26 protein-coding genes and 1 pseudogene are annotated in these 25,421 nt (G+C 71.3%); 18 read left to right on the forward strand and 9 right to left on the reverse strand.

The window, feature by feature from the left end; translation table 11 throughout:
- Genes opcA through tkt form a run of 4 tightly spaced genes read right to left on the reverse strand, consistent with a single transcriptional unit; the run spans position 1 to position 5,877 of the window.
- Positions 1 to 1,098 carry a glucose-6-phosphate dehydrogenase assembly protein OpcA gene (gene opcA / locus H299_RS0119120; RefSeq protein ID WP_027749711.1) on the reverse strand — a complete coding sequence of 366 codons (1,098 nt, stop codon included), beginning with the start codon at positions 1,096 to 1,098 and terminating at the stop codon, positions 1 to 3.
- Positions 1,095 to 2,621 (reverse strand): glucose-6-phosphate dehydrogenase, encoded by a 1,527-nt coding sequence (gene zwf / locus H299_RS0119125; RefSeq protein WP_027749712.1) that lies wholly within the window; start codon positions 2,619 to 2,621, stop codon positions 1,095 to 1,097. Before zwf ends, opcA begins: the two co-directional genes overlap by 4 nt.
- Before the next feature lie 6 nt (positions 2,622 to 2,627).
- Positions 2,628 to 3,746: a transaldolase gene (tal, locus tag H299_RS0119130; RefSeq protein WP_027749713.1), complete on the reverse strand. Its 1,119-nt coding sequence runs from the start codon at positions 3,744 to 3,746 to the stop codon at positions 2,628 to 2,630.
- A gap of 55 nt (positions 3,747 to 3,801) precedes the next feature.
- The gene (tkt, locus tag H299_RS0119135; protein ID WP_027749714.1) at positions 3,802 to 5,877 is read right to left on the reverse strand and encodes a transketolase; all 2,076 of its coding nucleotides are present in this window, start codon (positions 5,875 to 5,877) and stop codon (positions 3,802 to 3,804) included.
- A gap of 350 nt (positions 5,878 to 6,227) precedes the next feature.
- On the opposite strand from tkt, the gene H299_RS0119140 reads away from it, so the two are divergent.
- Positions 6,228 to 7,166: a heme o synthase gene (locus H299_RS0119140; RefSeq protein ID WP_027749715.1), complete on the forward strand. Its 939-nt coding sequence runs from the start codon at positions 6,228 to 6,230 to the stop codon at positions 7,164 to 7,166.
- Positions 7,167 to 7,626: 460 nt separating this feature from the next.
- Here H299_RS0119140 and H299_RS38465 read toward each other — a convergent pair whose 3' ends face one another.
- From H299_RS38465 to H299_RS0119165, 4 genes are all read right to left on the reverse strand, one after another.
- On the reverse strand, positions 7,627 to 8,019 hold the full coding sequence (locus H299_RS38465) for a hypothetical protein (protein WP_486587343.1): 393 nt from the start codon (positions 8,017 to 8,019) through the stop codon (positions 7,627 to 7,629).
- A 45-nt stretch (positions 8,020 to 8,064) separates the two neighbouring features.
- Positions 8,065 to 9,078: a COX15/CtaA family protein gene (locus H299_RS35035; protein ID WP_051262633.1), complete on the reverse strand. Its 1,014-nt coding sequence runs from the start codon at positions 9,076 to 9,078 to the stop codon at positions 8,065 to 8,067.
- A gap of 46 nt (positions 9,079 to 9,124) precedes the next feature.
- Positions 9,125 to 9,970 carry an ABC transporter permease gene (locus tag H299_RS0119155; protein ID WP_027749716.1) on the reverse strand — a complete coding sequence of 282 codons (846 nt, stop codon included), beginning with the start codon at positions 9,968 to 9,970 and terminating at the stop codon, positions 9,125 to 9,127.
- Positions 9,971 to 10,058: 88 nt separating this feature from the next.
- Positions 10,059 to 10,982 carry an ABC transporter ATP-binding protein gene (locus H299_RS0119165; protein WP_027749717.1) on the reverse strand — a complete coding sequence of 308 codons (924 nt, stop codon included), beginning with the start codon at positions 10,980 to 10,982 and terminating at the stop codon, positions 10,059 to 10,061.
- 147 nt (positions 10,983 to 11,129) lie between these two features.
- Between H299_RS0119165 and H299_RS0119170 the strand changes: the two genes are divergently transcribed.
- The 9 genes from H299_RS0119170 to H299_RS0119210 all read left to right on the forward strand — a co-directional run bounded on the left by H299_RS0119170 (position 11,130) and on the right by H299_RS0119210 (position 18,312).
- Positions 11,130 to 12,014: an ArsR family transcriptional regulator gene (locus tag H299_RS0119170; protein ID WP_027749718.1), complete on the forward strand. Its 885-nt coding sequence runs from the start codon at positions 11,130 to 11,132 to the stop codon at positions 12,012 to 12,014.
- Positions 12,011 to 13,432, forward strand: a complete 1,422-nt coding sequence (gene sufB, locus H299_RS0119175; protein WP_027749719.1) for a Fe-S cluster assembly protein SufB — start codon at positions 12,011 to 12,013, stop codon at positions 13,430 to 13,432. Before H299_RS0119170 ends, sufB begins: the two co-directional genes overlap by 4 nt.
- A gap of 87 nt (positions 13,433 to 13,519) precedes the next feature.
- Positions 13,520 to 14,701, forward strand: coding sequence for a Fe-S cluster assembly protein SufD (gene sufD, locus H299_RS0119180; RefSeq protein WP_027749720.1), 1,182 nt, complete (start codon positions 13,520 to 13,522; stop codon positions 14,699 to 14,701).
- Positions 14,698 to 15,030, forward strand: a complete 333-nt coding sequence (locus H299_RS0119185) for a non-heme iron oxygenase ferredoxin subunit (protein WP_027749721.1) — start codon at positions 14,698 to 14,700, stop codon at positions 15,028 to 15,030. The genes sufD and H299_RS0119185 overlap by 4 nt, the downstream gene beginning before the upstream one ends.
- A gap of 7 nt (positions 15,031 to 15,037) precedes the next feature.
- On the forward strand, positions 15,038 to 15,802 hold the full coding sequence (sufC, locus tag H299_RS0119190) for a Fe-S cluster assembly ATPase SufC (protein WP_027749722.1): 765 nt from the start codon (positions 15,038 to 15,040) through the stop codon (positions 15,800 to 15,802).
- On the forward strand, positions 15,799 to 17,067 hold the full coding sequence (locus tag H299_RS0119195) for a cysteine desulfurase (protein ID WP_027749723.1): 1,269 nt from the start codon (positions 15,799 to 15,801) through the stop codon (positions 17,065 to 17,067). Before sufC ends, H299_RS0119195 begins: the two co-directional genes overlap by 4 nt.
- 68 nt (positions 17,068 to 17,135) lie before the next feature.
- Positions 17,136 to 17,633: a Fe-S cluster assembly sulfur transfer protein SufU gene (gene sufU / locus H299_RS0119200; protein WP_027749724.1), complete on the forward strand. Its 498-nt coding sequence runs from the start codon at positions 17,136 to 17,138 to the stop codon at positions 17,631 to 17,633.
- Positions 17,630 to 17,959 carry a metal-sulfur cluster assembly factor gene (locus tag H299_RS0119205; RefSeq protein WP_027749725.1) on the forward strand — a complete coding sequence of 110 codons (330 nt, stop codon included), beginning with the start codon at positions 17,630 to 17,632 and terminating at the stop codon, positions 17,957 to 17,959. Before sufU ends, H299_RS0119205 begins: the two co-directional genes overlap by 4 nt.
- Before the next feature lie 131 nt (positions 17,960 to 18,090).
- Positions 18,091 to 18,312, forward strand: a complete 222-nt coding sequence (locus H299_RS0119210) for a hypothetical protein (RefSeq protein ID WP_027749726.1) — start codon at positions 18,091 to 18,093, stop codon at positions 18,310 to 18,312.
- 21 nt (positions 18,313 to 18,333) lie between these two features.
- Here the strand turns inward: H299_RS0119210 and H299_RS0119215 are convergent, their stop codons facing one another.
- Positions 18,334 to 18,918, reverse strand: a complete 585-nt coding sequence (locus tag H299_RS0119215; protein WP_027749727.1) for an ABATE domain-containing protein — start codon at positions 18,916 to 18,918, stop codon at positions 18,334 to 18,336.
- Between the two features lie 89 nt (positions 18,919 to 19,007).
- Here H299_RS0119215 and H299_RS0119220 point away from each other — a divergent pair, with 89 nt between their 5' ends.
- From H299_RS0119220 to H299_RS0119255, 8 genes and pseudogenes are all read left to right on the forward strand, one after another.
- Positions 19,008 to 19,328, forward strand: coding sequence for a DMT family transporter (locus tag H299_RS0119220; RefSeq protein ID WP_027749728.1), 321 nt, complete (start codon positions 19,008 to 19,010; stop codon positions 19,326 to 19,328).
- Positions 19,325 to 19,908, forward strand: a pseudogene (locus H299_RS35040) (TetR/AcrR family transcriptional regulator). The gene H299_RS0119220 and the pseudogene H299_RS35040 overlap by 4 nt, the downstream one beginning before the upstream one ends.
- Before the next feature lie 82 nt (positions 19,909 to 19,990).
- Positions 19,991 to 20,560, forward strand: a complete 570-nt coding sequence (locus H299_RS0119230; RefSeq protein WP_078512871.1) for an RNA polymerase sigma factor — start codon at positions 19,991 to 19,993, stop codon at positions 20,558 to 20,560.
- 1 nt (position 20,561) lies between these two features.
- Complete coding sequence (locus tag H299_RS35045) at positions 20,562 to 21,638, forward strand: CU044_5270 family protein (RefSeq protein ID WP_051262634.1); 1,077 nt, start codon at positions 20,562 to 20,564, stop codon at positions 21,636 to 21,638.
- Between the two features lie 86 nt (positions 21,639 to 21,724).
- Positions 21,725 to 22,714: a 2,3,4,5-tetrahydropyridine-2,6-dicarboxylate N-succinyltransferase gene (gene dapD / locus H299_RS0119240; protein WP_027749730.1), complete on the forward strand. Its 990-nt coding sequence runs from the start codon at positions 21,725 to 21,727 to the stop codon at positions 22,712 to 22,714.
- A gap of 173 nt (positions 22,715 to 22,887) precedes the next feature.
- The gene (locus H299_RS0119245) at positions 22,888 to 23,376 is read left to right on the forward strand and encodes a SigE family RNA polymerase sigma factor (RefSeq protein WP_037759664.1); all 489 of its coding nucleotides are present in this window, start codon (positions 22,888 to 22,890) and stop codon (positions 23,374 to 23,376) included.
- A gap of 204 nt (positions 23,377 to 23,580) precedes the next feature.
- Positions 23,581 to 24,135 (forward strand): SigE family RNA polymerase sigma factor, encoded by a 555-nt coding sequence (locus H299_RS0119250; RefSeq protein WP_027749732.1) that lies wholly within the window; start codon positions 23,581 to 23,583, stop codon positions 24,133 to 24,135.
- Positions 24,132 to 25,352 carry a hypothetical protein gene (locus H299_RS0119255; protein ID WP_027749733.1) on the forward strand — a complete coding sequence of 407 codons (1,221 nt, stop codon included), beginning with the start codon at positions 24,132 to 24,134 and terminating at the stop codon, positions 25,350 to 25,352. The genes H299_RS0119250 and H299_RS0119255 overlap by 4 nt, the downstream gene beginning before the upstream one ends.
- The last annotated feature ends 69 nt before the right edge of the window (positions 25,353 to 25,421 follow it).

Here is a 25,421-nt window from a genome sequence, read left to right on the forward strand (position 1 = left end):
TCACTTGGCGCTCCGGCGGCCCGTCGGCGCCGCCTTCTTGCGCGCCCCGGAGGGGGCTTCGGGAGCAGCGCCGTCGGCGCCGGCGGCGGTGTCCTCGGCCGTCTTCCGGGTCGCCGCAGGCTGCCTCTGCGCCAGCGGCGCTGCGGCATCGGCCCCCGCCGCCGCCCCGCCGGACGGCGGCGCCGCCAGGCTGCTGACCCCGAAGCGCACCGCCTGCTCGTACGCCTCGTCCGGGTCCAGCCGCCGCAGCTCCTCGGCGATCAGCTCGGCCGTCGTACGCCGCTGGAGCGCCACGTGCCGGTCCGGCTGGCCCGGCACGGCCAGCTCCGCCAGCGCGCCGTTCGCCCGGTCCAGGCAGATCTGCCCGTCGGCCGTCGCCATCCGCACGGCCGTGATGCCCGGCCCCTCGGAGACCACGCGCTCCACCGGGACCCGCAGCCGCTCGGCGAGCCACAGCGCCAGCAGTTCGGTCGAGGGGTTGTACGCCTCGCCCTCCACCTGCGCGCCGGTGATCGTCATCTGCTTCTGGTCCAGCGCGGCGGCCAGCACGCTGCGCCACCCCGTCACCCTCGTCCACGCCAGGTCCGTGTCACCCGGCGCATAGGTCTGGGCGCGCAGCCGCAGCGTGGCCACCGGGTCCTCGGTCTGCGCGGCGTCGGTGATCCTGCGCTGCGCGAGGGTGCCCAGCAGGTCGTCGGAAGGGTGCTGCGGCGCGTCCTCCGGCCACCACACCACCACCGGCGCGTCCGGCAGCAGCAGCGGCAGCACCACACTGTACGAGTGCGCGGCCAACTCGCCGTGCAGGCGCAGCAGTACGGTCTCGCCCGCCCCGTTGCCCGTGCGCACCTCCGCGTCCAGCCGCGCCTTGGCCCGGTCGCGGGGCGAGCGGCCGGGGCGCCGTACGACCACCAGAATCCGCGACGGGTGCTCCTTGGACGCCTCCGCGGCGGCCTTGAGCGCGTCGTAGTGGTTGCCCTCGTCGGTGACGATGACGAGGGTGAGCACCATGCCGACCGCGGGCGAGCCGCTCGCCCGCCGGGCCTGCACCAGTGCCGTGTTGATCTGCCCCGAGGTGGTGTCCGTGAGGTCGATGTTCATGGCCGCCGCCAGCTCCGTCCGTCTCGCGCGAGCATCTCGTCCGCCGCGGCGGGACCCCAGGTCCCGGCCGGGTACTGCTCGGGCTTCCCGTGCCGCCCCCAGTGCTCCTCGATCGGGTCGAGGATCTCCCAGGAGCGTTCGACCTCCTGGTGGCGCGGGAAGAGGTTCGCGTCGCCCAGCAGGACGTCCAGGATGAGGCGCTCGTACGCCTCGGGGCTGGACTCGGTGAAGGACTCGCCGTAGGCGAAGTCCATCGTCACGTCACGGATCTCCATCTGCGTGCCCGGCACCTTGGAACCGAACCGGATGGTCACGCCCTCGTCCGGCTGCACCCGGATGACCAGCGCGTTCTGCCCCAGCTCCTGGGTGTCGGTGGTGCCGAAGGGGGAGTGCGGGGCGCGCTGGAAGACGATCGCGATCTCGGTCACCCGGCGGCCCAGCCGCTTGCCGGTGCGCAGGTAGAACGGCACCCCGGCCCAGCGCCGGTTGTCGATCTCCAGCTTTATGGCGGCGTACGTGTCGGTCTTCGACTGCGGGTCGATGCCGTCCTCGTCGAGGTAGCCGGGGACCTTGCGCCCGCCCTGCCAGCCCGCCGCGTACTGCCCGCGCACCGTGTGCGCCGCCAGGTCCTGCGGCAGCCGCACCGAGTCGAGCACCTTCATCTTCTCCGTGACCAGCGCCTTGGCCTCGAAGGAGACGGGCTCCTCCATCGCCGTGAGCGCCATCAGCTGGAGCAGGTGGTTCTGGATGACGTCCCGGGCCGAACCGATGCCGTCGTAGTAGCCCGCGCGCCCGCCGATGCCGATGTCCTCGGCCATGGTGATCTGCACGTGATCGACGTACGAGCGGTTCCACAGCGGTTCGAACATGGTGTTCGCGAAGCGCAGGGCCAGGATGTTCTGGACGGTCTCCTTGCCCAGGTAGTGGTCGATGCGGAAGACCTCGCTGGGCCGGAAGACCTCGTGCACCACGGAGTTGAGGTTCTGCGCGCTCGCGAGGTCGTGGCCGAAGGGCTTCTCGATGACCGCCCGCCGCCAGGACTCGCCCGGCCCGTCGGACAGCCCGTGCTTCTTGAGCTGGGAGACCACGGAGGGGAAGAACTTCGGCGGCACCGAGAGGTAGAAGGCGAAGTTGCCGCCGGTGCCCCGGGACTTGTCCAGCTCCTCGATGGTCGCCTTGAGCTGGCGGAACGCCTCGTCGTCGTCGAAGACGCCCGGCACGAAGCGCATGCCCTCCGCCAGCTGCTGCCAGACCTCCTCGCGGAAGGGCGTACGCGAGTGCTCCTTGACCGCGTCGTGGACGACCTGCGCGAAGTCCTCGTCCTCCCAGTCCCGGCGGGCGAAGCCGACCAGCGAGAAGCCCGGCGGCAGCAGCCCGCGGTTCGCCAGGTCGTAGACGGCGGGCATCAGCTTCTTGCGTGACAGGTCGCCCGTGACGCCGAAGATCACCAGGCCCGACGGTCCCGCGATGCGCGGGAGCCGTCGGTCCTGGGCGTCACGCAGCGGGTTGACCGCGCTGCTCACGGTGGGTTACGCCTCCTTCGGCGCGAGGCGCTTCAGCTCGGCCCCGGTCGAGCCGAGCAGCTCGTTCCAGGACTTCTCGAACTTCTCGACACCCTCGTCCTCGAGCACCTGCACCACATCGTCGTACGAGATGCCCAGCTCCGCCAGCGCGGCCAGCTCGGCGCGCGCCGCCTCGTAGCCGCCGGTGACGGTGTCCCCGGTGATCTCGCCGTGGTCGTCGGTGGCCTCCAAGGTGGCCTCCGGCATGGTGTTGACGGTGTTCGGGGCGACCAGCTCGGTCACGTAGAGGGTGTCCGGCAGCGCCGGGTCCTTCACGCCGGTCGACGCCCACAGCGGGCGCTGCGCGTTCGCGCCGCGCTTCGCCAGCGCCTTCCACCGGTCGGCGGCGACGACCTGCTCGTACGCCTCGTACGCGAGCCGCGCGTTGGCGATGGCCGCCTTGCTCTTGTGCGCCTTGGCCTCCTCGGTGCCCAGCGCCTCGAGGCGCTTGTCGACCTCGGTGTCCACCCGCGAGACGAAGAACGAGGCGACCGAGTGGATCGCGGACAGGTCCAGGCCCTTGGCGTCCGCCTTCTCCAGGCCCGCCTGGTAGGCGTCCATCACCTCGCGGTAGCGCTCCAGGGAGAAGATCAGCGTGACGTTGACGCTGATGCCCGTCGCGATGGCCTCGGTGATGGCCGGCAGGCCCGCCCGGGTGGCCGGGATCTTGATGAAGGCGTTCGGCCGGTCGACCAGCCACGCCAGCTGCTTGGCCTCGGCGACGGTGGCGGCCGTACGGTGCGCCAGCCGGGGGTCCACCTCGATGGAGACCCGGCCGTCCTGGCCGCCGGTCGCGTCGTAGAGGGGCCGGAGGATGTCGCACGCGTCGCGGACGTCGGCCGTCGTGATCATGCGGACGGCCTCTTCCACGGTGACCCCGCGGGCGGCGAGGTCGGTCAGCTGCTCCTCGTAGCCGTCGCCGGCCGAGATCGCCTTCTGGAAGATCGTCGGATTGGTGGTGACGCCCACGACGTGCTGCTCATTGAGCAGCTCGCCGAGACCGCCGGACGTGATGCGCTTGCGCGACAGGTCGTCCAGCCAGATCGCCACGCCCTCGTCGGAGAGGCGCTTGAGTGCGTCTGTCATGGGATGTGCATCTCCTGTGTGATCGTGTGCGTGCGCGGAGGCGGTGTGAAGGCCGTCAGCGCGCTGCGGCTTGCAGGGACTCCTTGGCGGCCTGCGTGACGGCCTCCGAGGTGATGCCGTACTCGCGGTAGAGGGTCTGGTAGTCGGCGGAGGCGCCGAAGTGCTCCAGCGAGACCACCTGACCCGCGTCCCCCACGTACCGGTGCCAGGTCAGCCCGACCCCGGCCTCGACCGCGACCCGCGCCTTCACGCGGGGCAGCAGCACGCTGTCACGGTAGGCCTGGTCCTGCTCCTCGAACCACTCGACACAGGGCATGGACACCACACGGGTGGGCACCCCCTGCGCCTGGAGCTGCTCGCGGGCCTCGACGGCCAGCTGCACCTCGGAGCCGGTGCCGATCAGCAGGACCTGCGGCTCGCCGCCCTCGGCCTCGGCCAGGATGTAGCCGCCGCGGACGGTGTCCTCGTTGGCCGGGTAGGTCGGCACGTTCTGCCGGGTCAGTGCCAGGCCGTGCGGGGCGGGCTTGGCCGCGTGCCGGCGCAGCACCTCGCCCCAGGCCAGCGCCGTCTCGTTCGCGTCGGCGGGCCGGACGATGTTGAGGCCGGGGATCGCCCGCAGCGCGGCCAGGTGTTCGACCGGCTGGTGGGTGGGGCCGTCCTCGCCCAACCCGATCGAGTCGTGCGTCCACACGTGCGTGACGGGCGCCTTCATCAGCGCGGCCAGCCGCACCGCGTTGCGCATGTAGTCGGAGAAGGTGAGGAAGGTGCCGCCGTAGATCCGGGTGTTGCCGTGCAGCGCGATGCCGTTCATGGCGGCGGCCATCGCGTGCTCGCGGATGCCGAAGTGCACCGTACGGCCGTACGGGTCGGCGCCCGGCGACTGGTTCCCCTCGGGCAGGAAGGAGGTGTCGGCGAAGGAGGTGTTGTTCGAACCCGCGAGGTCGGCCGAGCCGCCCCACAGCTCCGGCACGATCGGGCCGAGCGCCTTGAGCACGGCGCCGGACGCCTTGCGGGTGGCGACGCCCTTGCCCGCCTCGAACGAGGGCAGGTGCTGCTCCCAGCCCTGCGGCAGCTCGCCCTTGCGGATGCGGTCGAACTCGGCGGCCCGCTCGGGGGCGGCGGCGCGCCAGTCGGCGAACCGCTTGTCCCACGCCGCGTGCGCCTCCCGACCGCGGGTGATAGCGCCGCGTACGTGTGCCAGCACCTCGTCCTCCACCTGGAAGGACTTGTTCGCGTCGAAGCCCAGCACCTTCTTGGTGGCGGCCACCTCCTCGTCGCCCAGCGCGGCGCCGTGCGAGGCACCGGTGTTCTGGGCGTTCGGGGCGGGCCAGGCGATGATGGAGCGCACCGCGATGAAGGAGGGGCGCTCCGTCTCGGCCTGCGCGGCACGCATGGCCGCGTACAGCGCCGCGGGGTCCAGGTCGCCGCTGGGCAGCGGCTCGACGCGCTGCACGTGCCAGCCGTACGCCTCGTAGCGGGCGGCGGTGTCCTCGGAGATGGCGACGGAGGTGTCGCCCTCGATGGAGATGTGGTTGTCGTCCCACAGCAGCACCAGGTTGCCCAGCTTCTGGTGCCCGGCCAGCGAGGACGCCTCGGCGGAGATGCCCTCCTGGAGGTCGCCGTCGCCCGCGAACGTCCAGATGGTGTGGTCGAACGGGGAGCTGCCCGGTGCCGCGTCCGGGTCGAAGAGGCCGCGCTCGTAGCGGGCCGACATCGCCATGCCCACGGCGTTCGCGACGCCCTGCCCCAGCGGGCCGGTGGTCGTCTCCACGCCCGCGGTGTGCCCGTGCTCCGGGTGGCCCGGCGTGCGGCTGCCCCAGGTGCGGAACGCCTTCAGGTCGTCCAGTTCCAGGCCGTAACCCGCCAGGTAGAGCTGGATGTACAGCGTCAGGCTGGAGTGGCCCACCGACAGGACGAAGCGGTCCCGGCCCGTCCAGTCGGGATCGGTCGGGTCGTGCCGCATGAGCTTCTGGAAGACCAGGTAGGCCGCGGGCGCCAGGCTCATCGCCGTGCCGGGGTGGCCGTTGCCGACCTTCTGCACGGAATCCATGGCCAGGACTCGGACGGTGTCCACCGCCCGCTGGTCCAGTTCGGTCCACTCAAGGTCTGTGGTGGTCGGCTCGTTGCTCACCCTGCTTCAGGGCTCCTCTCCACATGATCGGAAGCCGGTGACCGACGGCGCACCGGGCGGTGTCGAGGGTACCGCTGCCAGGAGGCCCGTACTTTCGAGCGTCCACGTTGCGTCACCTGCTGGGACAAGGGGCCGCCGCCCGCAGGTATTCCCGGGCGCCCCGCGGGAGGACGCCGCCGCCACGGCACGTGGCGGGAGGGCGGCCGGGGGAGTCGGCCAACACGAGGCCCCCCGAGGGAGGGCGACTGTGGCCAGCGTCTAAAGTGGCGTGGTAAGCGCGAGCTTTCACCGGCCCCTCACGTCCGGGGCTCGCATGTTTATGACTGTTGATGATCTGATCAGGGGTGTTCGTGACGGCCGTCGAATCCCGTCCCGCGGGGGTGCTCGACAACAGCACCGTCCACCGGCCGCTCGGTGCCAGGGTGAAGGCGTTCGTCGCACTCACCAAACCGCGCATCATCGAACTTCTCCTCATCACCACGATCCCGGTGATGTTCCTGGCCGCGCAAGGAGTGCCCGACCTCTGGCTGGTGCTGGCCACCTGCATCGGCGGTTACCTCTCCGCGGGCGGCGCCAACGCGCTGAACATGTACCTCGACCGTGACATCGACGCGCTGATGCACCGCACCGAGCAGCGTCCGCTGGTCACCGGGATCGTCAGCCCGCGCGAGGGCCTGGCCTTCGGGCTCATCCTGGCGGTCGGCTCGACCCTGTGGTTCGGCCTGCTGGTCAACTGGCTCTCGGCGGCGCTCGCACTCGGCGCGCTCCTCTTCTACGTCGTCGTCTACACGATGCTGCTCAAGCGGCGCACCTCGCAGAACATCGTCTGGGGCGGCATCGCGGGCTGCATGCCGGTCTTCATCGGCTGGTCCGCGGTCACGAACGAGGTCGGGCTGGCCGCACTGGTGCTCTTCCTGGTCATCTTCTTCTGGACGCCGCCGCACTACTGGCCGCTCTCCATGAAGGTCAGGGAGGACTACGCGCGGGTCGGCGTGCCGATGCTGCCCGTCGTGGCGGGCAACACCGTGGTGGCCCGGCAGATCGTGCTCTACAGCTGGGTCATGGTCGCCGTATCGCTGTCGCTCTGGCCGCTGGGGTACGTCGGCTGGTTCTACCCCGTGGTCGCGGTGCTGGCCGGCGCGTGGTGGCTCCGCGAGGCGCACGGCCTCCAGTCACGGGCGAAGGCCGGGATCACCGGCGGCAAGCTCAAGGAGATGCGGCTCTTCCACTGGTCGATCACCTACATCTCCCTGCTTTTTCTCGCTGTCGCGATCGACCCGTTTCTCTAAATGCGCTCGGTTCGCCTCCGCGGGCTTGTACCCGGTGTCGACACTGCCTTGTGCGCTCGGTTCGCCGCCGGGCGCTTGTACCCGGTGTCGACACTCCTCGACGCTGCACTCGCTGCGCTCGTTTGGTCTCGTCGCTTTCGACACCGGCGCGCCCTTTGGCTCACTCGCTGAGGCTCGCTGCGCTCGCGTTCCGGTGCACACCGCATGTCACGTGCACGTTCACGCACACAGCTGACCCCACGCCCGTGCACCCCTGGCCGGTCACCCGTACTGGAGGAAGCCGCACGTGACCAGGGACGGCAGCGGTGCCCCGAGCGAGCGGAGCGAGTGAGGCTCAGCGAGTGAGCCGAAGCGGGCGCCGGTGTCGAAAGTGACGAGACCAAGTGAGCGAGGAACGAGCGAGTGCCGTGTCGAGGAGTGTCGACATCGGGTACAAGCCCGCGGAGGCGAACCGAGCGCATCAAGGCAGCTGATTGCCCGCCATGCGGGACCACTCGTAGGGGCCCGTGCGGACGTGGTCGGCCATCGGGCCGTCGAAGGTCTCCCGTACGGTGACCCCCGCCCGTTCCACCGCCTGCTGGGCGATCTCGCGTGAGGGGGCCACCAGGTCGCCCCAGGTGCCGTCCTCGGCGACCAGGACGATGCGGGCGCCCCGCTGGCCCAGGTAGGCGACCTGGGCTTCTGCCTGGCCGCCGTGCGCGGTGGTGAAGGCGGTGATCCGCTTGGTGAGCCGTGCCGTGCGCCGCGCGTCCCGGCCGCTGCCGGACGGGGCGGGAGACGCCTCGGGAGTCGCGGACGCCGCCTCGTCCTGGCCGGTGTCCGCGTCCTCGCCGGAGTGCTGTGTGTCTGCCATGAACCTGATGCTACCGACGGGTAAGCCCGCAGGCCAGGGCAGACCCTAGCTGGAGGTGCTCGCCAGGGGCTGGTCGTGGGCCACCGCCGGTGCGGCTGCCGGGGCCTGCTCGGTGGGCGGCAGGCCCCGTTCGCGCAGGGAGAGCACCAGGCGGCAGATCGCGATCCATACCAGCGTGGACCCCAGCAGATGGATGCCGACGAGGATCTCGGGCAGGTCCGTGAAGTACTGCACGTAGCCGATCACCCCCTGGGCCATCAGCACCAGGAACAGCTCGCGGGTGCGCCGCAGCGGCCCGACGGGCGCGTCGACCGCGCGCAGGACGAACCACAGCGCGCCGGTGAGCGCCACCACGATCCACGCCAGCAACGCATGCAGCTGGCTGACCGTCTCCGGGTCCAGCGGCATCCGGGGTACGTCGCTGCTGTCGCCCGCGTGCGGACCCGAGCCGGTGACCACCGTGCCCACCGCGACGAGCGCGCAGGAGACCCCGGCCAGTACGTAGACCAGCTGCTTGACCGGCTTGCCCACCAGCGGGCGCGGCGGTGTGTCGCCCTCGCGGGCCCGCAGCCAGGTCACCGTGGAGACGGTGAGCAGCGCGATGGCCAGCAGGAAGTGCCCGGCCACCGTGTACGGGTTCAGCTCGGTCAGCACGGTGACGCCGCCGATCACGGCGTTCCCCATCACCAGCCAGAACTGGGCCCAGGCCAGCCTGCCCAGCTCCGGGCGTGCGGGCTTCGCGGAGCGCGCCGCGAGGATCGCCCAGCCGACGGCGGCGCTCAGGACGTACGCGAGCATCCGGTTGCCGAACTCGATGGCCCCGTGCAGGCCCATCTCGGAGGTGGCGGTGAGGCTGTCGTCGCTGCACTTGGGCCAGGTCTCGCAGCCCAGCCCGGAGCCGGTGAGCCGCACGGCGCCGCCCGTCACGATGATGAGCACGCTCATCATCACGGCGGTGAGGGTGGCCCGTTCGAGGGTGCGCTGGGTGGGTGTCCAGCGGGCTGCGATGTACGAGACGGGGTTGCGTACGGCTTCCGGCAGATTCGGCACGGACGTCATGCTACGACGCCCTTGTGCGTGTCTTCACAAGGGGGGCGCCGGCCGGTCACTCCCAGCGGAAGAAGCGTGCCGCGGCGGCCAGCCCTAGCACCGCCCAGCCCGCCAGCACGGCGAGCGCGCCCCAGGGCACTCCGGCGCCGTGCTGGAGTACGTCGCGCAGCCCGTCGGAGAGGGCGCTGATGGGCAGCAGCTGGAGCGCCTCCCGCATCGCGCCGGGGAACTTCTCCAGCGGCACGATCACCCCACCGCCGACCAGCAGCAGCAGGAACACCAGGTTCGCGGCGGCCAGTGTCGCCTCCGCGCGCAGCGTCCCCGCCATCAGCAGGCCGAGCCCGGAGAAGGCGGCGGTCCCCGCGAGCAGCAGCAGCACGACGGCGGCCGGGTTGCCGTGCGGGGACCAGCCCAGCCCCAGCGCCACCGCCGTCAGCAGCGCCACCTGGAGCACCTCGATCACCAGCACCGAGCAGGTCTTGGCGGTCATCAGCGCCCAGCGCGGCAGCGGCGAGGCGGCCAGGCGCTTGAGCGCGCCGTACCGCCGGTCGAAGCCGGTGGAGATGGCCTGGCCGGTGAACGCGGTGGAGAGCACCGCGAGGGCGAGGACGCCCGGTGCCAGGAAGTCGACCCGCCCGTCCGCGTCGGCGGGCGCGTCGCCGGCGCCGGGCAGGTCGATGACGTCGACGGCGCTGAAGAGGACGAGCAGCAGGGTCGGGATGACGACGGTCAGCAGCAGCTGCTCGCCGTTGCGCAGCAGCATCCGGGTCTCCAGCGCGGCCTGCGCGGCGATCATGCGCGGCAGCGGCGCGGCACCGGGTGCGGGCGTGAACGTGCCGCCGCGCGCGGCCGGCGCCCCGGGGGGTGTGCCGGTCGGCGTACCGGTGGCGTCCGTGGTCATCAGCGCAACTCCTTGCCGGTCAGCTCCAGGCTGTGTTCTTCCGGGGGGCGACCCCCGTACCCCCGGACGGGGCGGTCCCGCTCGGTCATCAGCGCAGCTCCTTGCCGGTCAGCTCCAGGAAGACGTCCTCCAGCGTGCGCCGCTCCACCGAGATCCGGTCCGGCAGCACGCCGTTCTGCGCGCACCAGGAGGTGACGGTCGCCAGCAGCTGCGGGTCCACCGCCCCGGTGAGGCGGTACGCGCCGGGGGTCAGTTCGGCCGCGGCCGTGTCCGGCGGGAGGGCCTTGAGCAGTGAGACGAGGTCGAGCCCCGGACGGCCGCCGAAGCGCAGGCTGTTCTCGGCGCCGCCGCGGCACAGTTCCTCGGGGGTGCCGCGGGCGATCACCCGGCCGCCGTCCACGATGGCGACGTCGTCGGACAGCTGCTCGGCCTCGTCCATGTGGTGGGTGGTGAGCACGACGGTCACCCCGTCCGCGCGCAGCTCGCGCACCAGTTCCCAGGTGGCCCGGCGGGCCTGCGGGTCGAGGCCGGCGGTCGGTTCGTCCAGGAAGACCAGCTCAGGGCGGCCGACCACGGCCAGTGCCAGTGCGAGCCGCTGCCGCTGGCCTCCGGACAGCCGCCGGTAGGGCGTACGGCCGCAGCCCTCCAGGCCCAGCCGTTCGACCAGGGCCGCGACGTCCAGCGGGTGGGCGTGCAGCCCGGCCACGTGGCGCAGCATCTCCACCGCGCGGACGCCGGAGTAGACGCCGCCGCTCTGGAGCATCACGCCCACCCGGGGCCGCAGCCGGGCCGCGTCGGCGACCGGGTCGAGCCCGAGCACGCGTACGGTGCCCGCGTCGGGGCGGTGGTAGCCCTCGCAGATCTCGACGGTGGTGGTCTTGCCCGCCCCGTTGGGCCCCAGGACGGCGGTGACGGTCCCGGCGGCCACGGTGAGATCGAGGCCCTCGACGGCGGACTTGCCGCCGTACCGCTTCACCAGTCCCGTGATCTCGACAACAGGGGCAGAGTGCATACGGAGAGTCTAGAGAGACCAGGTCAGGGCGGATTCGGCGGGTTCGGGTGGGCGCGGAGGTAAGGCACGCCTTACGTGATGCACTCCATCCGGCCAGGTCACAGCGCTGGGTTGCTGGACTCCGAGGAATTACGCAACAATGGTGTTGTGAAAAACGACGGCGCCGCGCACGAGACGCCTCCGACGGCCGCCCAGGCCGCCGGTGGCGCCGTGGCGCCCGTGCTGCCGCCGGTCTCCGACGAGCAGCACGGCACCCGGCAGCGGGTGGCCCGCTCCATCCTCGACCACGGGCCGTCCACGGCGGCCGAGCTGGCGCTCCGCCTCGAGCTGACCCAGGCGGCGGTCCGCCGCCACCTGGACACGCTGGTGGGCGAGGGCGTCGTGGAGCCCCGCGAGAAGCGGGTCTACGGCTCGCGCGGCAGGGGCCGTCCCGCCAAGATGTTCGCGCTCACCGAGTGCGGCCGGGACGCCTTCGACCAGGCGTACGACGCGCTGGCGGTGGACGCCATGCGCTGGATCGCCCGTTCGGCGGGCGGCGGCGAGGAGGGCGAGGCCGCCGTGGCGGCCTTCGCGCGCGCCCGGGTCGCGGCGCAGACCGAGCGCTATCAGGAAGCCCTGGCCCAGGTGCCGCCCGAGGAGCGTACGAAGGTGCTCGCCGAGGCCCTGACCGAGGACGGGTACGCTGCCACGGCGCGCGACGCGCCCGCCTCCGCGGGCGAGCAGCTCTGCCAGCACCACTGCCCGGTGGCGCACGCCGCCGAGCAGTTCCCGCAGCTGTGCGAGGCGGAGACCGAGGTCTTCTCGCACCTGCTGGGCACCCACGTGCAGCGGCTCGCGACCATCGCCCACGGCGACGGCGTGTGCACCACCTTCGTGCCGCACGCGCCGCACGCACCGAGAGGCACCCAGGCTTCCCCCGACGGCCCGGCCAGCACCTCCGGCGCCGTCCGTACGACCAGCAGGACCAGCACCAGCAAGACCAGCAATGCCACCACAGCATCTGCGCAAACTGCCGGGAGGAACCCCGCATGACGCTCCCCACGGAGACTGCCCACCCCGAGCTCGACGGTCTGGGCAACTACGAATACGGCTGGGCCGACTCCGACGCGGCCGGTGCCGCGGCGAAGCGCGGCCTCTCGGAGGACGTCGTCCGCGACATCTCCGGGAAGAAGAACGAGCCGGAGTGGATGCTGAAGCTGCGGCTGAAGGGTCTGCGCCTCTTCGGCAAGAAGCCCATGCCCAACTGGGGCTCCGACCTCAGCGGCATCGACTTCGACAACATCAAGTACTTCGTGCGGTCCACCGAGAAGCAGGCCCAGTCCTGGGAGGACCTGCCGGAGGACATCAAGAACACCTACGACCGGCTCGGCATCCCGGAGGCGGAGAAGCAGCGCCTGGTCGCCGGTGTCGCCGCGCAGTACGAGTCCGAGGTCGTCTACCACCAGATCCGCGAGGACCTGGAGGAGCAGGGCGTCCTCTTCCTGGACACCGACACCGCGCTGCGCGAGCACCCGGAGATCTTCCAGGAGCACTTCGGCACCGTCATCCCCACCGGTGACAACAAGTTCGCCGCGCTGAACACCGCGGTCTGGTCCGGCGGGTCGTTCATCTACGTGCCGCCGGGCGTGCACGTCGACATCCCGCTCCAGGCGTACTTCCGGATCAACACCGAGAACATGGGCCAGTTCGAGCGGACGTTGATCATCGTCGACGAGAACGCCTACGTGCACTATGTCGAGGGCTGCACCGCCCCGATCTACGACTCGGACTCGCTGCACTCCGCGGTCGTCGAGATCATCGTGAAGAAGGGCGGGCGCTGCCGCTACACCACGATCCAGAACTGGTCGAACAACGTCTACAACCTGGTCACCAAGCGCGCCGTGGCCTACGAGGGCGCGACCATGGAGTGGGTCGACGGCAACCTCGGCTCCAAGGTCACCATGAAGTACCCGGCCGTCTACCTGATGGGCGAGCACGCCAAGGGCGAGACGCTCTCCGTCGCCTTCGCGGGCGAGGGCCAGCACCAGGACGCGGGCGCGAAGATGGTGCACATGGCGCCGCGTACGTCGTCCAACATCGTCTCGAAGTCGGTGGCGCGCGGCGGCGGCCGTACCTCCTACCGCGGTCTGATCGAGATCGCCGAGGGCGCCGAGGGCTCCAAGTCGAACGTCCTGTGCGACGCGCTGCTGGTGGACACCATCTCCCGCTCGGACACCTACCCGTACGTCGACGTCCGCGAGGACGACGTCACGATGGGCCACGAGGCGACGGTCTCCAAGGTCAGCGACGACCAGCTGTTCTACCTGATGAGCCGCGGCCTCTCGGAGAACGAGGCGATGGCGATGATCGTGCGCGGCTTCGTCGAGCCCATCGCCAAGGAGCTGCCCATGGAGTACGCGCTGGAGCTGAACCGGCTGATCGAGCTGCAGATGGAAGGCGCGGTCGGCTGACCCGCCGCCCGGCGGGCCACCGGCCCGCGCCCGTCCCCTTCCAAGAGACAGAGAACGCAGACAGAGAGAGTGAGCAAGACGACAGCCATGGCTGAGGCTCAGAACATTCCGGGCGGTTCGAACACCACCGGATCGATCGCGGTGGCCGCCGAGTCCACCGTCGCGACCAGGATGAGCGCGGCGCCGTCCTTCGACGTGGCCGACTTCCCGGTGCCGCACGGCCGCGAGGAGGAGTGGCGTTTCACGCCGCTCGAGCGCCTCCGCGGCCTGCACGACGGCACGGCGCAGGCGTCCGGGTCCCTCAAGGTCGAGGTCTCCGCGCCCGAGGGCGTCACCGTCGAGGCCGTCGCCCGCGACGACGAGCGGATCGGCCGTGCGGGCAAGCCCGTCGACCGGGTCGCCGCGCAGGCGTTCAGCTCCTTCGAGAAGGCCTCGGTCGTCTCGGTGCCCAAGGACACCGTGCTCAGCGAGCCGATCCGGGTCACCCTGCACGGCGAGGGCGGTGTCTCCTACGGGCACACCGTCTTCGAGCTGGGCGCCTTCGCCGAGGCCGTCATCGTCATCGACCACACGGGCGACAACGTGCGCGCGGCCAACGTCGAGTACGTGCTGGGGGACGGCGCGAAGCTGACCGTGGTCTCCGTGCAGGACTGGGACGACACCGCCGTCCACTGCTCCCAGCACAACGCCCTGGTCGGCCGTGACGCCAGCTTCAAGTCCGTCGTGGTCACCTTCGGCGGCGACCTGGTGCGCCTGCACCCCAGGGTCAACTACGCCGGTCCCGGCGGTGAGGCCGAGCTGTACGGGCTGTACTTCACCGACAACGGCCAGCACCAGGAGCACCGCCTCCTGGTCGACCACGACAGCCCGCACTGCCGCAGCAACGTCGCCTACAAGGGTGCGCTCCAGGGTGAGCGGGCGCACGCGGTATGGATCGGCGACGTGCTGATCCGCAAGGCCGCCGAGGGCACCGACACCTACGAGCTGAACCGCAACCTGGTGCTCGGTGACGGCGCGCGCGTCGACTCCGTGCCCAACCTTGAGATCGAGACGGGCGAGATCGTCGGCGCGGGGCACGCCTCGGCCACCGGCCGCTTCGACGACGAGCAGCTGTTCTACCTGATGGCGCGCGGCATCCCGGAGCCGGAGGCACGCCGTCTGGTGGTGATGGGCTTCTTCACCGAGCTGATCCAGAAGATCGGCCTGCCCGATCTGGAGGAGCGCCTGGTCGCCAAGATCGAGGCTGAGCTGGAAGCGTCGGCCGCATGAGTGCCGAGGCGGGGTTCGTGCGCGTGGCCGCGCTGAGCGAGCTGGAGACGGACACCCCCAAGCGGGTGGACATCGACAGCACGCCGGTCTCGGTCGTCCGGATCGAGGGCGGCGACGTCTTCGCGATCCACGACATCTGCTCGCACGCGCATGTCTCGCTCTCCGAGGGCGAGGTGGACGGCTGCCAGATCGAGTGCTGGCTGCACGGCTCCAGCTTCGACCTGCGCACCGGCAAGCCGTCCGGGCCGCCCGCGACCCTCCCTGTCCCCGTATACCCCGTAAAGATCGAAGGGGACGATGTGCTCGTCTCCGTCACCCAGGAGTCCTGAGTTCCCCATGGCAACGCTTGAGATCAACGACCTGCACGTGTCCGTCGAGACCGAGAACGGCCCGAACGAGATCCTGCGTGGCGTCGACCTGACCGTGAAGCAGGGCGAGACGCACGCGATCATGGGCCCGAACGGCTCCGGCAAGTCCACGCTGGCCTACTCGCTGGCCGGGCACCCGAAGTACACGATCACCGGCGGCACGGTGACCCTCGACGGCGAGGACGTCCTGGAGATGTCCGTCGACGAGCGGGCCCGCGCCGGCCTCTTCCTGGCGATGCAGTACCCGGTCGAGATCCCCGGGGTCTCCGTCTCCAACTTCCTGCGTACCGCCGCCACGGCCGTCCGCGGCGAGGCGCCCAAGCTGCGTACCTGGGTCAAGGAGGTCAAGGAGGCCATGCTGCGCCTCAAGATCGACCCGGCCTTCGCCGAGCGCAACGTCAACGAGGGCTTCTCCGGCGGCGAGAAGAAGCGGCACGAGATCCTCCAGCTCGAGCTGCTCAAGCCGAAGATCGCGGTGCTCGACGAGACGGACTCCGGCCTGGACGTCGACGCCCTGCGGGTGGTCTCCGAGGGGGTCAACCGGGTCCGCGAGAGCGGCGAGGTCGGCACCCTGCTGATCACCCACTACACGCGCATCCTGCGCTACATCAAGCCCGACCACGTCCACGTGTTCGCCCAGGGCCGGATCGCCGAGTCCGGCGGCCCGGAGCTGGCGGACAAGCTGGAGGCAGAGGGCTACGAGTCGTACGTGAAGGGCGGCGCAACCGCGTGACTTCCCCCGGCCGTGAGCTGTCCGGCCTCCTCGACACCGAGGTGCTCCGCAAGGACTTCCCGATCCTGGACCGCACGGTCCACGACGGGACGAAGCTCGTGTACCTCGACAACGCGGCGACTTCGCAGAAGCCGCGCCAGGTCCTCGACGCGCTCAGCGGCTACTACGAGCGGTACAACGCGAACGTCCACCGCGGTGTGCACGTCCTCGCCGAGGAGGCCACCGCGCTGTACGAGGGCGCCCGCGACAAGGTGGCCGCCTTCATCAACGCGCCGAGCCGTGACGAGGTGGTGTTCACCAAGAACGCCTCCGAGTCCCTCAACCTCGTCGCCAACATGCTCGGCTGGGCGGACGAGCCCTACCGGGTGGAGCGCGACTCCGAGATCGTCATCACGGAGATGGAGCACCACTCCAACATCGTGCCGTGGCAGCTGCTGGCGGAGCGCACGGGTGCGAAACTGAAGTGGTTCGGGCTCACGGACGACGGCCGCCTCGACCTGTCGAACATCGAGGAGGTCATCACGGAGAAGACCAAGGTCGTCTCCTTCGTGCAGGTCTCCAACATCCTGGGCACGGTCAACCCGGTCGAGCCGATCATCCGCCGTGCCCAGGAGGTCGGCGCGCTGGTGGTCGTCGACGCCTCGCAGGCCGCCCCGCACATGCCGCTGGACGTGCAGGCGCTCCAGGCCGACTTCGTGGCCTTCACCGGGCACAAGATGTGCGGTCCGACGGGCATCGGCGTGCTGTGGGGCCGCAAGGGCCTGCTGGACGACCTGCCGCCGTTCCTGGGCGGTGGCGAGATGATCGAGACCGTCTCGATGTCGTCCTCCACGTACGCGCCCGCGCCGCACAAGTTCGAGGCCGGTACACCCCCGATCGCCCAGGCAGTGGGCCTTGGCGCGGCCGTGGACTACCTCTCGGCGATCGGCATGGACCGCATCGAGGCGCACGAGCACGCGATAACCGCCTACGCGATCCGCAGGCTCCAGGAGGTGCCGGATCTGCGGATCATCGGCCCCACCACGGCGGAGGACCGGGGCGCGGCCATCTCGTTCACCCTCGGTGACATCCACCCGCACGACGTGGGTCAGGTGCTGGACGAGGTCGGCATCGCCGTCCGGGTCGGCCACCACTGCGCACGCCCCGTCTGCCTGCGGTACGGAATTCCCGCGACCACGCGAGCGTCGTTCTATCTGTACTCCTCACCGGCGGAGGTCGACGCGCTGGTGGACGGCCTGGAGCACGTGCGGAACTTCTTCGCTTAGAACGGACAGGCAGACGGACAGGGCGGCTGCGGGCGAGCGGCGGCCGACGGCAGGGACAGGACGGACTCGTGAAGCTTGACTCCATGTACCAGGACGTGATCCTGGACCACTACAAGCACCCGCACGGGCGCGGGCTGCGCGACGGCGACGCCGAGGTGCACCACGTCAACCCGACGTGCGGTGACGAGATCACCCTGCGGGTGAGGTACGAGGGCGACACGATCGCCGACGTCAGCTACGAGGGGCAGGGCTGCTCCATCAGCCAGGCCAGCGCCTCGGTGCTGAACGAACTGCTGGTCGGCAAGGAGCTGGCCGAGGCGCAGCGCATCCAGGGCACCTTTCTGGAGCTGATGCAGTCCAGAGGGCAGCTGGAGCCCGACGACGCGATGGAGGAGGTGCTGGAGGACGCCGTCGCGTTCGCCGGAGTCTCCAAGTACCCCGCGCGCGTCAAGTGTGCTCTGCTGAGCTGGATGGCATGGAAGGACGCCACGGTCCAGGCGCTGGGCGAGGAAGCGACGGCACCGGCACCGGCCGAGGGCAAGCCCGGGGAAAGGAATGCGGCATGAGCGAGACCACCACCAAGCCCGCGAGCGAGGAAGAGGTCCGCGAGGCACTGTACGACGTGGTTGACCCGGAGCTGGGCATCGACGTCGTCAACCTCGGTCTGATCTACGGTGTCCACATCGACGAGTCCAATGTGGCCACTCTGGACATGACACTGACCTCCGCCGCCTGTCCGCTGACGGACGTCATCGAGGACCAGGCACGCTCGGCGACCGAGGGCATCGTCAACGATCTGAAGATCAACTGGGTCTGGATGCCCCCGTGGGGCCCGGACAAGATCACCGACGACGGCCGCGAGCAGCTTCGCGCGCTCGGCTTCAACGTCTGAGGCCGTACCCGTCCGAGACCAGTCAGGGCCCCACCCGCCGGGTGGGGCCCTGCGCGCGTCCCGGCCAGGGTGCCGGAGATGCCGTGCGGCGCTGCGCGGGGCACACTCGAATGGGCAGGAAGGGGAAGCTCATGCAGTACGTGATGCGCGCCGAGTACGCGGACGACGTCCACCCCGGGAGCGGGTCCCCGCCCAAGCTGTGGCACATGGTGCTGCCCGGCGGCACGGAGGCGCTGTGCGGCCTCGACCTCGCGCCGACCGCCGCCACCCAGTCCTCCGACGCGTGGGGCACGGCGGCCGGCCAGCCCTTCTGCCACACCTGCGGCGCGCTCTTCCTCCGCGAGGTGCCGTAGCCCTTGCCGGGCCGCGAGGGCTTACGGGGAGGAGGTGGCCGGCGACGCTTCGCGGCGCCGGCCGGCTTGGAAGCGCACCTTCTTCTGGCGGTTCCCGCAGGTGTTCATGTCGCACCACTTGCGGGTGCGGCTCTGGCTCGTGTCGAAGAAGGCGGCCCGGCAGGTCGGTGACGCGCACAGGGCGAGCCTTCCGTCCCGTTCGCCCGCGAGGATGCTGATCGCGTCGGCGGCGATCACGCCGAGGGCGTCCTCCACGCGGGACGCCGGGCTGAGCCGCCACTGGCGCGTGCCCTCGTCCGTCAGGATCGCCGCGGCCCGGCCCTCGGCGCTGCGGTCGTTGATGACGCGGACAGCGCAGACGGGCAGCGTGTCCTGGGTCGCGGAGGCGGTCGCCGCGGCGTGGATCGACTCCCTCAGCTCCCGGGCGTGGCCGAGTTGGGCGGCGGTGCACGTCTCGACCGGGAGGCCGTTCACCGTCAGCCAGTCGACGAGCCGGTGCGGCACGGGAACGCGCTCCACGGCGTTGCCGTGACGCTCCGACAGCGTCCCGGTGAAGCTGGTCGCCAGCACGCTGCCGAGGCGGAAGTCAGGGAACCCAGCACGCATGGAACCAGCTTAGGGGGTTGCGGAACGGCCCGGCAACCGGCTGGCATCCCCCGCATCCGCAGGGTGCTGCGATGCGTACGCTCGCCCACATGATGTACGCCACACTCACCGCCGCCATCGTCGCCGAGATATGCGGCACCACCGCCATGAAGTACAGCGACGGCTTCACCAGGCTGTGGCCCTCCCTGGGCGCGGGGTTCGGCTACGTCCTCGCCTTCTTCCTGCTGGCGCAGACCCTCAAGACCATGTCGGTGGGCACGGCGTACGCGATCTGGTCCGGCGCCGGGACGGCCGTGGTCGCCGCGATCGGGATGGTCTTCATCGGCGAGACGGTCTCGGTGGCCAGGATCGCGGGCATCGCGCTGGTCATCGCGGGAGTCGTCGTGCTCAACCTGGGCGGTGCCCACTGAGACCCCGCCGGTACGACCCGCAGCGGCGACAGCGGCTGATCGACGCGGCGGTCCGCGTCGTACGGCACTCGGGCATCGCCGCGCTGAGCCACCGCCGGGTCGCCGCCGAGGCGACGTGCCGCTCGGCTCCACGACCTACCACTTCGCGTCCCGCGAGGATCTGCTCATCGCGGCGATGCGCCGGACCGGCGCGGAATGGCTGGCCGGGATCGAACGCTGGGAGCGTGGCATCGACCCTGCCCGGCCGCTCGCGGACGAGGTCCTGCGGCTGGTCGAGGAGTCGCTGGACGGCGAACGGGCGCGCGTGCGGGTGGAGTACGACCTCTACCTCGCCGCCCTGCGCGGCCCCGCCCTCCGGCCGCTGGCCGCCGAGTGCCTCGACGGGCTGGTGGCGCTGCTGCGCCGCCGTACGTCCGACGACGCGACCGCGCGCGCCCTGGCGGCGCTGCTGGACGGCCTGCTGCTGCAACTCCTGCTGACCGGCCGGGAGATCGACCGGCCGCAGCTCCGGGCGACGCTGGGCGTCGTCCTCGACGAGCGGCAGCCGCCCGGCAAGGCGGTGGAGGATGAACCTTCGTGAACCTCTCCGGGGCCTCCGGGGAACAGGGGGTAGAACGCCCACCCGACGACCAGCCACGGGGGACCATGTGACCGATCCACCTATGAACGACGCCGCGATCATCGACGAGTCACGGGAAAGGCCCGAGATCTTCGCGCAGCTCTACGACCGCCACGCCGCCGACATCCACCGGTACGCCGCCCGCAGGCTCGGCGAGAGTGCCGCCGACGACATCACGGCCGAGACCTACCTGATCGCCTTCCGCACCCGCGCGCGCTTCGACACCGACCGCTCCAGCGCACGCCCCTGGCTCTACGGGATCGCGGCCAACCTCATCGGCAAGCACCGCCGCGCCGAGCTGCGGGCGCTGCGCGCGCTGGCCCGTACCGGGGTGGACCCGGTGGCCGAGTCCTGGTCCGACCAGGCCGACGACCGGGTCACCGCGCAGGCCGCGCACGGGCCGCTGGCCGCCGCGCTGGCCGCGCTCCCGGGCCGGGACCGGCACGTGCTGCTGCTGGTGGCCTGGGCCGACCTCAGCTACCAGGAGGTCGCCGAAGCCCTCGGGATACCGGTCGGCACGGTCCGGTCCCGCCTCAACCGGGCACGCCGCAAGGTGCGCGCGTCCCTGGGTGTCAATCCGATGGTCGTCAAAGAAGTTGCGGAGGTGTCCTGAGATGGACGAGATCACCAAGGTCCGTGAGCTGCGCCAGGATGCTCCCGAGCCCGACCGGGCCCGGCTGGCCCCGGGCCGTCAGCGGCTGACGGGCGCGATGGACCGGCGCTCCGGACGCCGCAGGCTCTACGGCGACTGGCGGATCACCTCGCTGGCCGCCGCCGCCGCGGTCGCCGCGGCAGTGCTCGCCGGTACCCAGCTGACCGGGGACTCCGGAGGTACCCAGGCCCAGACAGGTGCCTCCAAGGTGCAGCGGATGCCGAACCTGAGCGACGTGCCCGCCCTGCTGCGGGAAGCCGCGGACACCGCGGCGGCGCAGCCGGACCCGCGGCCGGAGGACGGGCAGTGGGTGTACACGCAGCAGGTGCACGGCCCGTCGTCCGGTGCGGACATCAAGCCGACCAAGCAGGAGTCCTGGCAGCTCTACAACGACCCGGAGTTCGAGGACTGGAAGGAGGGTGACGACCACTCGCACGGCGAGCGCTACACCTTCATCGGCAACCTGCCCGAGGAGTCCGAGGACCTCTTCGAGAAGGCCCGCGAGTTCTATCCGCCGGACCCCAAGGCGACCCGCGAGGAGCCCGAGGGCGAGCAGAACTACGGGGCAGCCAGAGTACTGCTGGGCACCTACCCCGCACCGCCCGAGGGGATGGCCAGGGTCTTCCGCGCGCTGGCGGAGCTGGAGGACATGAAGGCGGTCGACCACCTGGTCAAGGACGCGCTGGGGCGGCCCGCCGTCGCGCTCTACCACGACGTCGAGGAGCCGTTCGGCATGCAGAGTCAGATCCTGCTCGACCCGCAGAACCTCGCCTACGTCGGAGAGCGGACCGTCGCCACCCGTGACTCGGAGGAGGGAGCGGACGTGCCACCCATGAAGGAGGGCGACGTCCTGGTCAACGGGCTCACCCTGCACGCCGGTCTCGTCGACAAGGAGGGGCAGCGTCCCCCGGGCGTGAAGAAGCCGAAGGGCGATGAGGTGCTGCGGCCCGACGAGGACCGCATCGGGGGCGGCAGCCCCGACGGCGACGCGGAAGGGGAGTCCCGCATCACCGAGGCGACGCCCGCCCCCCGGCGCTGACCCGGCAGGAGCGGCCCGCCGCAGGGGGCGGGCCGCTCCTTGGTACCGGTTGGCCATCCCTGCCCGCCTCCGGTTAGGTTCGCCTCATGACCGACGCACCCACCACCGCTACGACCGGCGCCGTCGCCGCCGGCCTCGCCACCGTCACCGAGGCCGGAGTCGTCCTCGACACCTGGTACCCCGCCCCCGAGCTGGCCGCCGACCCGGGCCCGGCGGGGACCGAGCGGCTCTCCGCCGAGCGCGCCGCCGAGCTGCTGGGCGCCGCCGCGCCCAAGGCGCTGGGCCCGGACCCGCGCCGCGGTGTCGAGGTCGTCGCCGTCCGTACGGTCATCGCCTCGCTCGCCGAGCCGCCCGCCGACGCGCACGACGCCTACCTCCGCCTGCACCTGCTCAGCCACCGCCTGGTGCGTCCGCACGGGCAGAGCCTGGAGGGTTTGTTCGGCCTGCTCGCCAACGTCGCGTGGACGACGCTCGGCCCGGTGCCGGTCGACCGGATCGAGCAGGCCCGGCTGGCCGCCCGCGCCGACGGGGTGGTGCTGAACGTCACCAGTGTCGACAAGTTCCCCCGGATGACCGACTACGTGGTGCCGACCGGGGTGCGGATCGCGGACGCCGACCGGGTGCGGCTCGGCGCTCACCTGGCCGAGGGCACCACGGTGATGCACGAGGGGTTCTGCAACTTCAACGCGGGCACCCTGGGCACCTCCATGGTCGAGGGACGGATCACCGCGGGCGTCGTCGTCGGCGACGGCTCCGACATCGGCGGCGGCTCCTCGATCATGGGCACGCTCTCCGGCGGCGGCAAGCAGGTCATCTCCATCGGCGAGCGCTGCCTGCTCGGCGCCGAGGCGGGGATCGGCATCTCGCTGGGCGACGACTGCGTGGTGGAGGCGGGCCTCTACGTCACGGCCGGCACCCGGATCACGCTGCCCGATGGCAAGGTCGTCAAGGCGCTGGAACTCTCGGGCGCGCACAACCTCCTCTACCGCCGCAACTCCACCACCGGCACGGTCGAGGCGCTCCAGCGCTCCGGCTCCTGGGGCGGCCTCAACGAGGTGCTGCACAGCCACAACTGATCCCGCGCACCCCGGCAGGGGCCCGCACCGGCCACACGCCGGTGCGGGCCCCTGCCGCGTCCGACCCCCCTCCTCCCGGTCCCGCACGATCGCGCGGGAATGTGCGGTCGCGGGTGCATAGCCGGAGGGGTCCGGAAGCGTCCCTGGGAGTGTCAGTACTTCGGAAGGTGACGATGGACGCTCAGGGGCAGGACAGCTTTCGGGAGTTTGTGGCGCACAGGTCGCCCGCGCTGTTGAGGACCGCCACCTTGCTCAGCGGTGGTGATCAGCGCGCCGCAGAGGATCTGTTGCAGAACACACTGATCAAGCTCGCCGCGCGGTGGAACCGCGTCGAGGAGCCGGAGGCGTACGCGCGGCAGCTGCTCTGCCGCCGGCGGGCCAGTCGCCGAGACCGGCGTGCGGCCCCGGAAGGGCCGGGCAGCGCAGGGGGGCAGCGGTTGACCGTGCGGCAGGCGCTGGACCGCCTCACCCCGCGCCAGCGCACCGTGCTGGTGCTGCGCTACTTCGAGGGCCTGCCGGAGGCGGAGGTGGCCCGGCTGCTGGGCTGCTCGGTCGGCACCGTGCGCAGCACGACGCGCCGCTCGCACGCCAGGCTGCGCGTCCTGGCCCCCGCACTGTCCGCCCTCGGCCTCGGTGACACCCCGGACCGTCGGGTGCGGTGAAGCCTGCGAAGGTGCGGACGCGAACGCCGGACAACTGGTGCGCGAGATCTGCCAGGCGGGCGCACCCCCGGGTGCCTCCGCGTCGGCCGCCGCGCGTCCGTCCTCCGCACGCTCCCGCGTGATCTCGCACTTTTCCGCGATTGCAGACATAGCGGGGGGAGCCCGGAGGCGTCCCTGGGAGTGTCAGCACTTCGGAAGGTGACAATGGATGCTCAGGGGCAAGAGAACTTTCGGGAATTCGTGGCGAACAGATCGCCCGCGCTTTTGAGAACCGCCACGCTGCTCAGCGGCGGTGACGAGCATGCGGCCGAGGACTTGCTCCAGAACACGTTGATCAAGGTCGCTGCACGGTGGAACCGCATCGAGGAGCCGGAGGCGTACGCACGCCAGGTGCTCTACCGCCAGCAGATAGGCCGCTGGCGGCTGCGCTGGCGCCGGCGTGAGCTGAGCGTCGCCGACCTGCCGGAGCGTGCGGCGGCCGAACGGCCTGACAGCACCGCGGACCTGCGGTTGACCGTGCGCCAGGCACTCGCCCGCCTCGCGCCGCGCCAGCGCACCGTCCTGGTGCTCCGCTACTTCGAGGACCTGCCCGAGGCGGAGGTCGCCCGGCTGCTGGGCTGCTCGGTCGGCACCGTGCGCAGCACCACGCACCGCTCCCTGGCCAGGCTGCGCCGCCTGGCACCCGAACTGTCCGCCCTCGGCTCCGGCGACACGCACGAGCCGTCCGGAGCGGTCAATCCCGTGGAGGTACGGCTGTGAACGTCGAACAACTGGTGCGCGAGACCTTTCAGGAGATCTCCGAGCAGGAGCCCGCGGCGGCTCCGCCCGGTCTCGCCGACCGGGTGCTGCGTGTGCGCCGCCGCCGCCGTGCCCGCGCCCTGACCGGTACGGCCGTGGCCGTGGCCGCCGTGCTGGCCGTCGTACTCGCGATCCCCGCCGCCGAGACGGGGGGCGGCGAGCGGAACGGTGTCGCCGACCGTACGGCCGTCCAGGACGTACTCGCGCACCCGGACCAGTCGCCGCCGCGGGAGCTGATCGCGGCGGGGGACGTCGCGATGTCCGCCTACACCACGCTTGCGCGCACGAAGCTGCCGAACGGTGACGTGATGATCGCCAGGGGCTGGAACCTCTACAACCCCTCCGAGGAGCGCTACGAGAAGACGGACTGGGCCTGGGCGGACGTCGCCCCGAGGCTGCACACCGCCGCGGTGCTGGAGGGGCCGCTGCCCAGCAAGCGGGTCGGCATCCTCGATCTGGCGACCGGCGAGGTGGAGCGCTGGATCGAGCTGGACCGGGGCGCCGCCGCAGTGTCCTGGTCGCCGGACGGCAGCCGCCTGCTCGCCACCACCTACAGCGGGAACCCGGACCGCCTCTCCAAGGAAGACGGGGTCGACACGTACGGCCGTACCGAGCCGGGACCGGTGCCGAGCCGTACCGGCTACTTCGTCATCGACGCCGAGTCCGGAGCCGGAGCCGGGGCCGATGAGTGGGTCAGCCTCCCCTTCGAGAAGGGCAGCCTGAACGGCCGCGAGGACGTCCGGTGGAGCGCGGACGGCACCCATGTCTTCGTCTACGGCGCCACCGACGACGGGAAGGCCTTCTACGACCTGGAGGGGCGCGAGACCGACGCCCCGCCCGGTGAGGGTCTGGACGTGTACTCGCACGCGGGCAGGTCTCCCGACGGCCGCCTCGCAGCGGGCGAGTTCGCCGGTGAGGGCGAAGTCGAGGTCGCCACCGAGGTGCTGGACGCGAAGACCGGGAAACGGGTGGCCAAGCAGCCCGTGCAGCAGCTGCTCGCCTGGGCTGATGACGACCGGCTGCTGGCCTGGGGCTGCGATCCGAAGTGCGAAGGCTCCGGAGAGTTCTACCAGCAGCTCCTGCTGGTGGACGTCGAGGGCACCCGGGTGCAGCCGCTGACCGGTTTCCGGGACAGCAGGAAGGCCGGAAGCTGGGAACCCGTCTTCACCCGCCGCTGAGCGGTCGGCGGCGGGAGCCCCACGGGGTTCCCGCCGCCGGGCGTCGGCTGCCGCCCGCGCACCGGATAT

It is taken from the genome of Streptomyces sp. CNH287 (assembly GCF_000424825.1).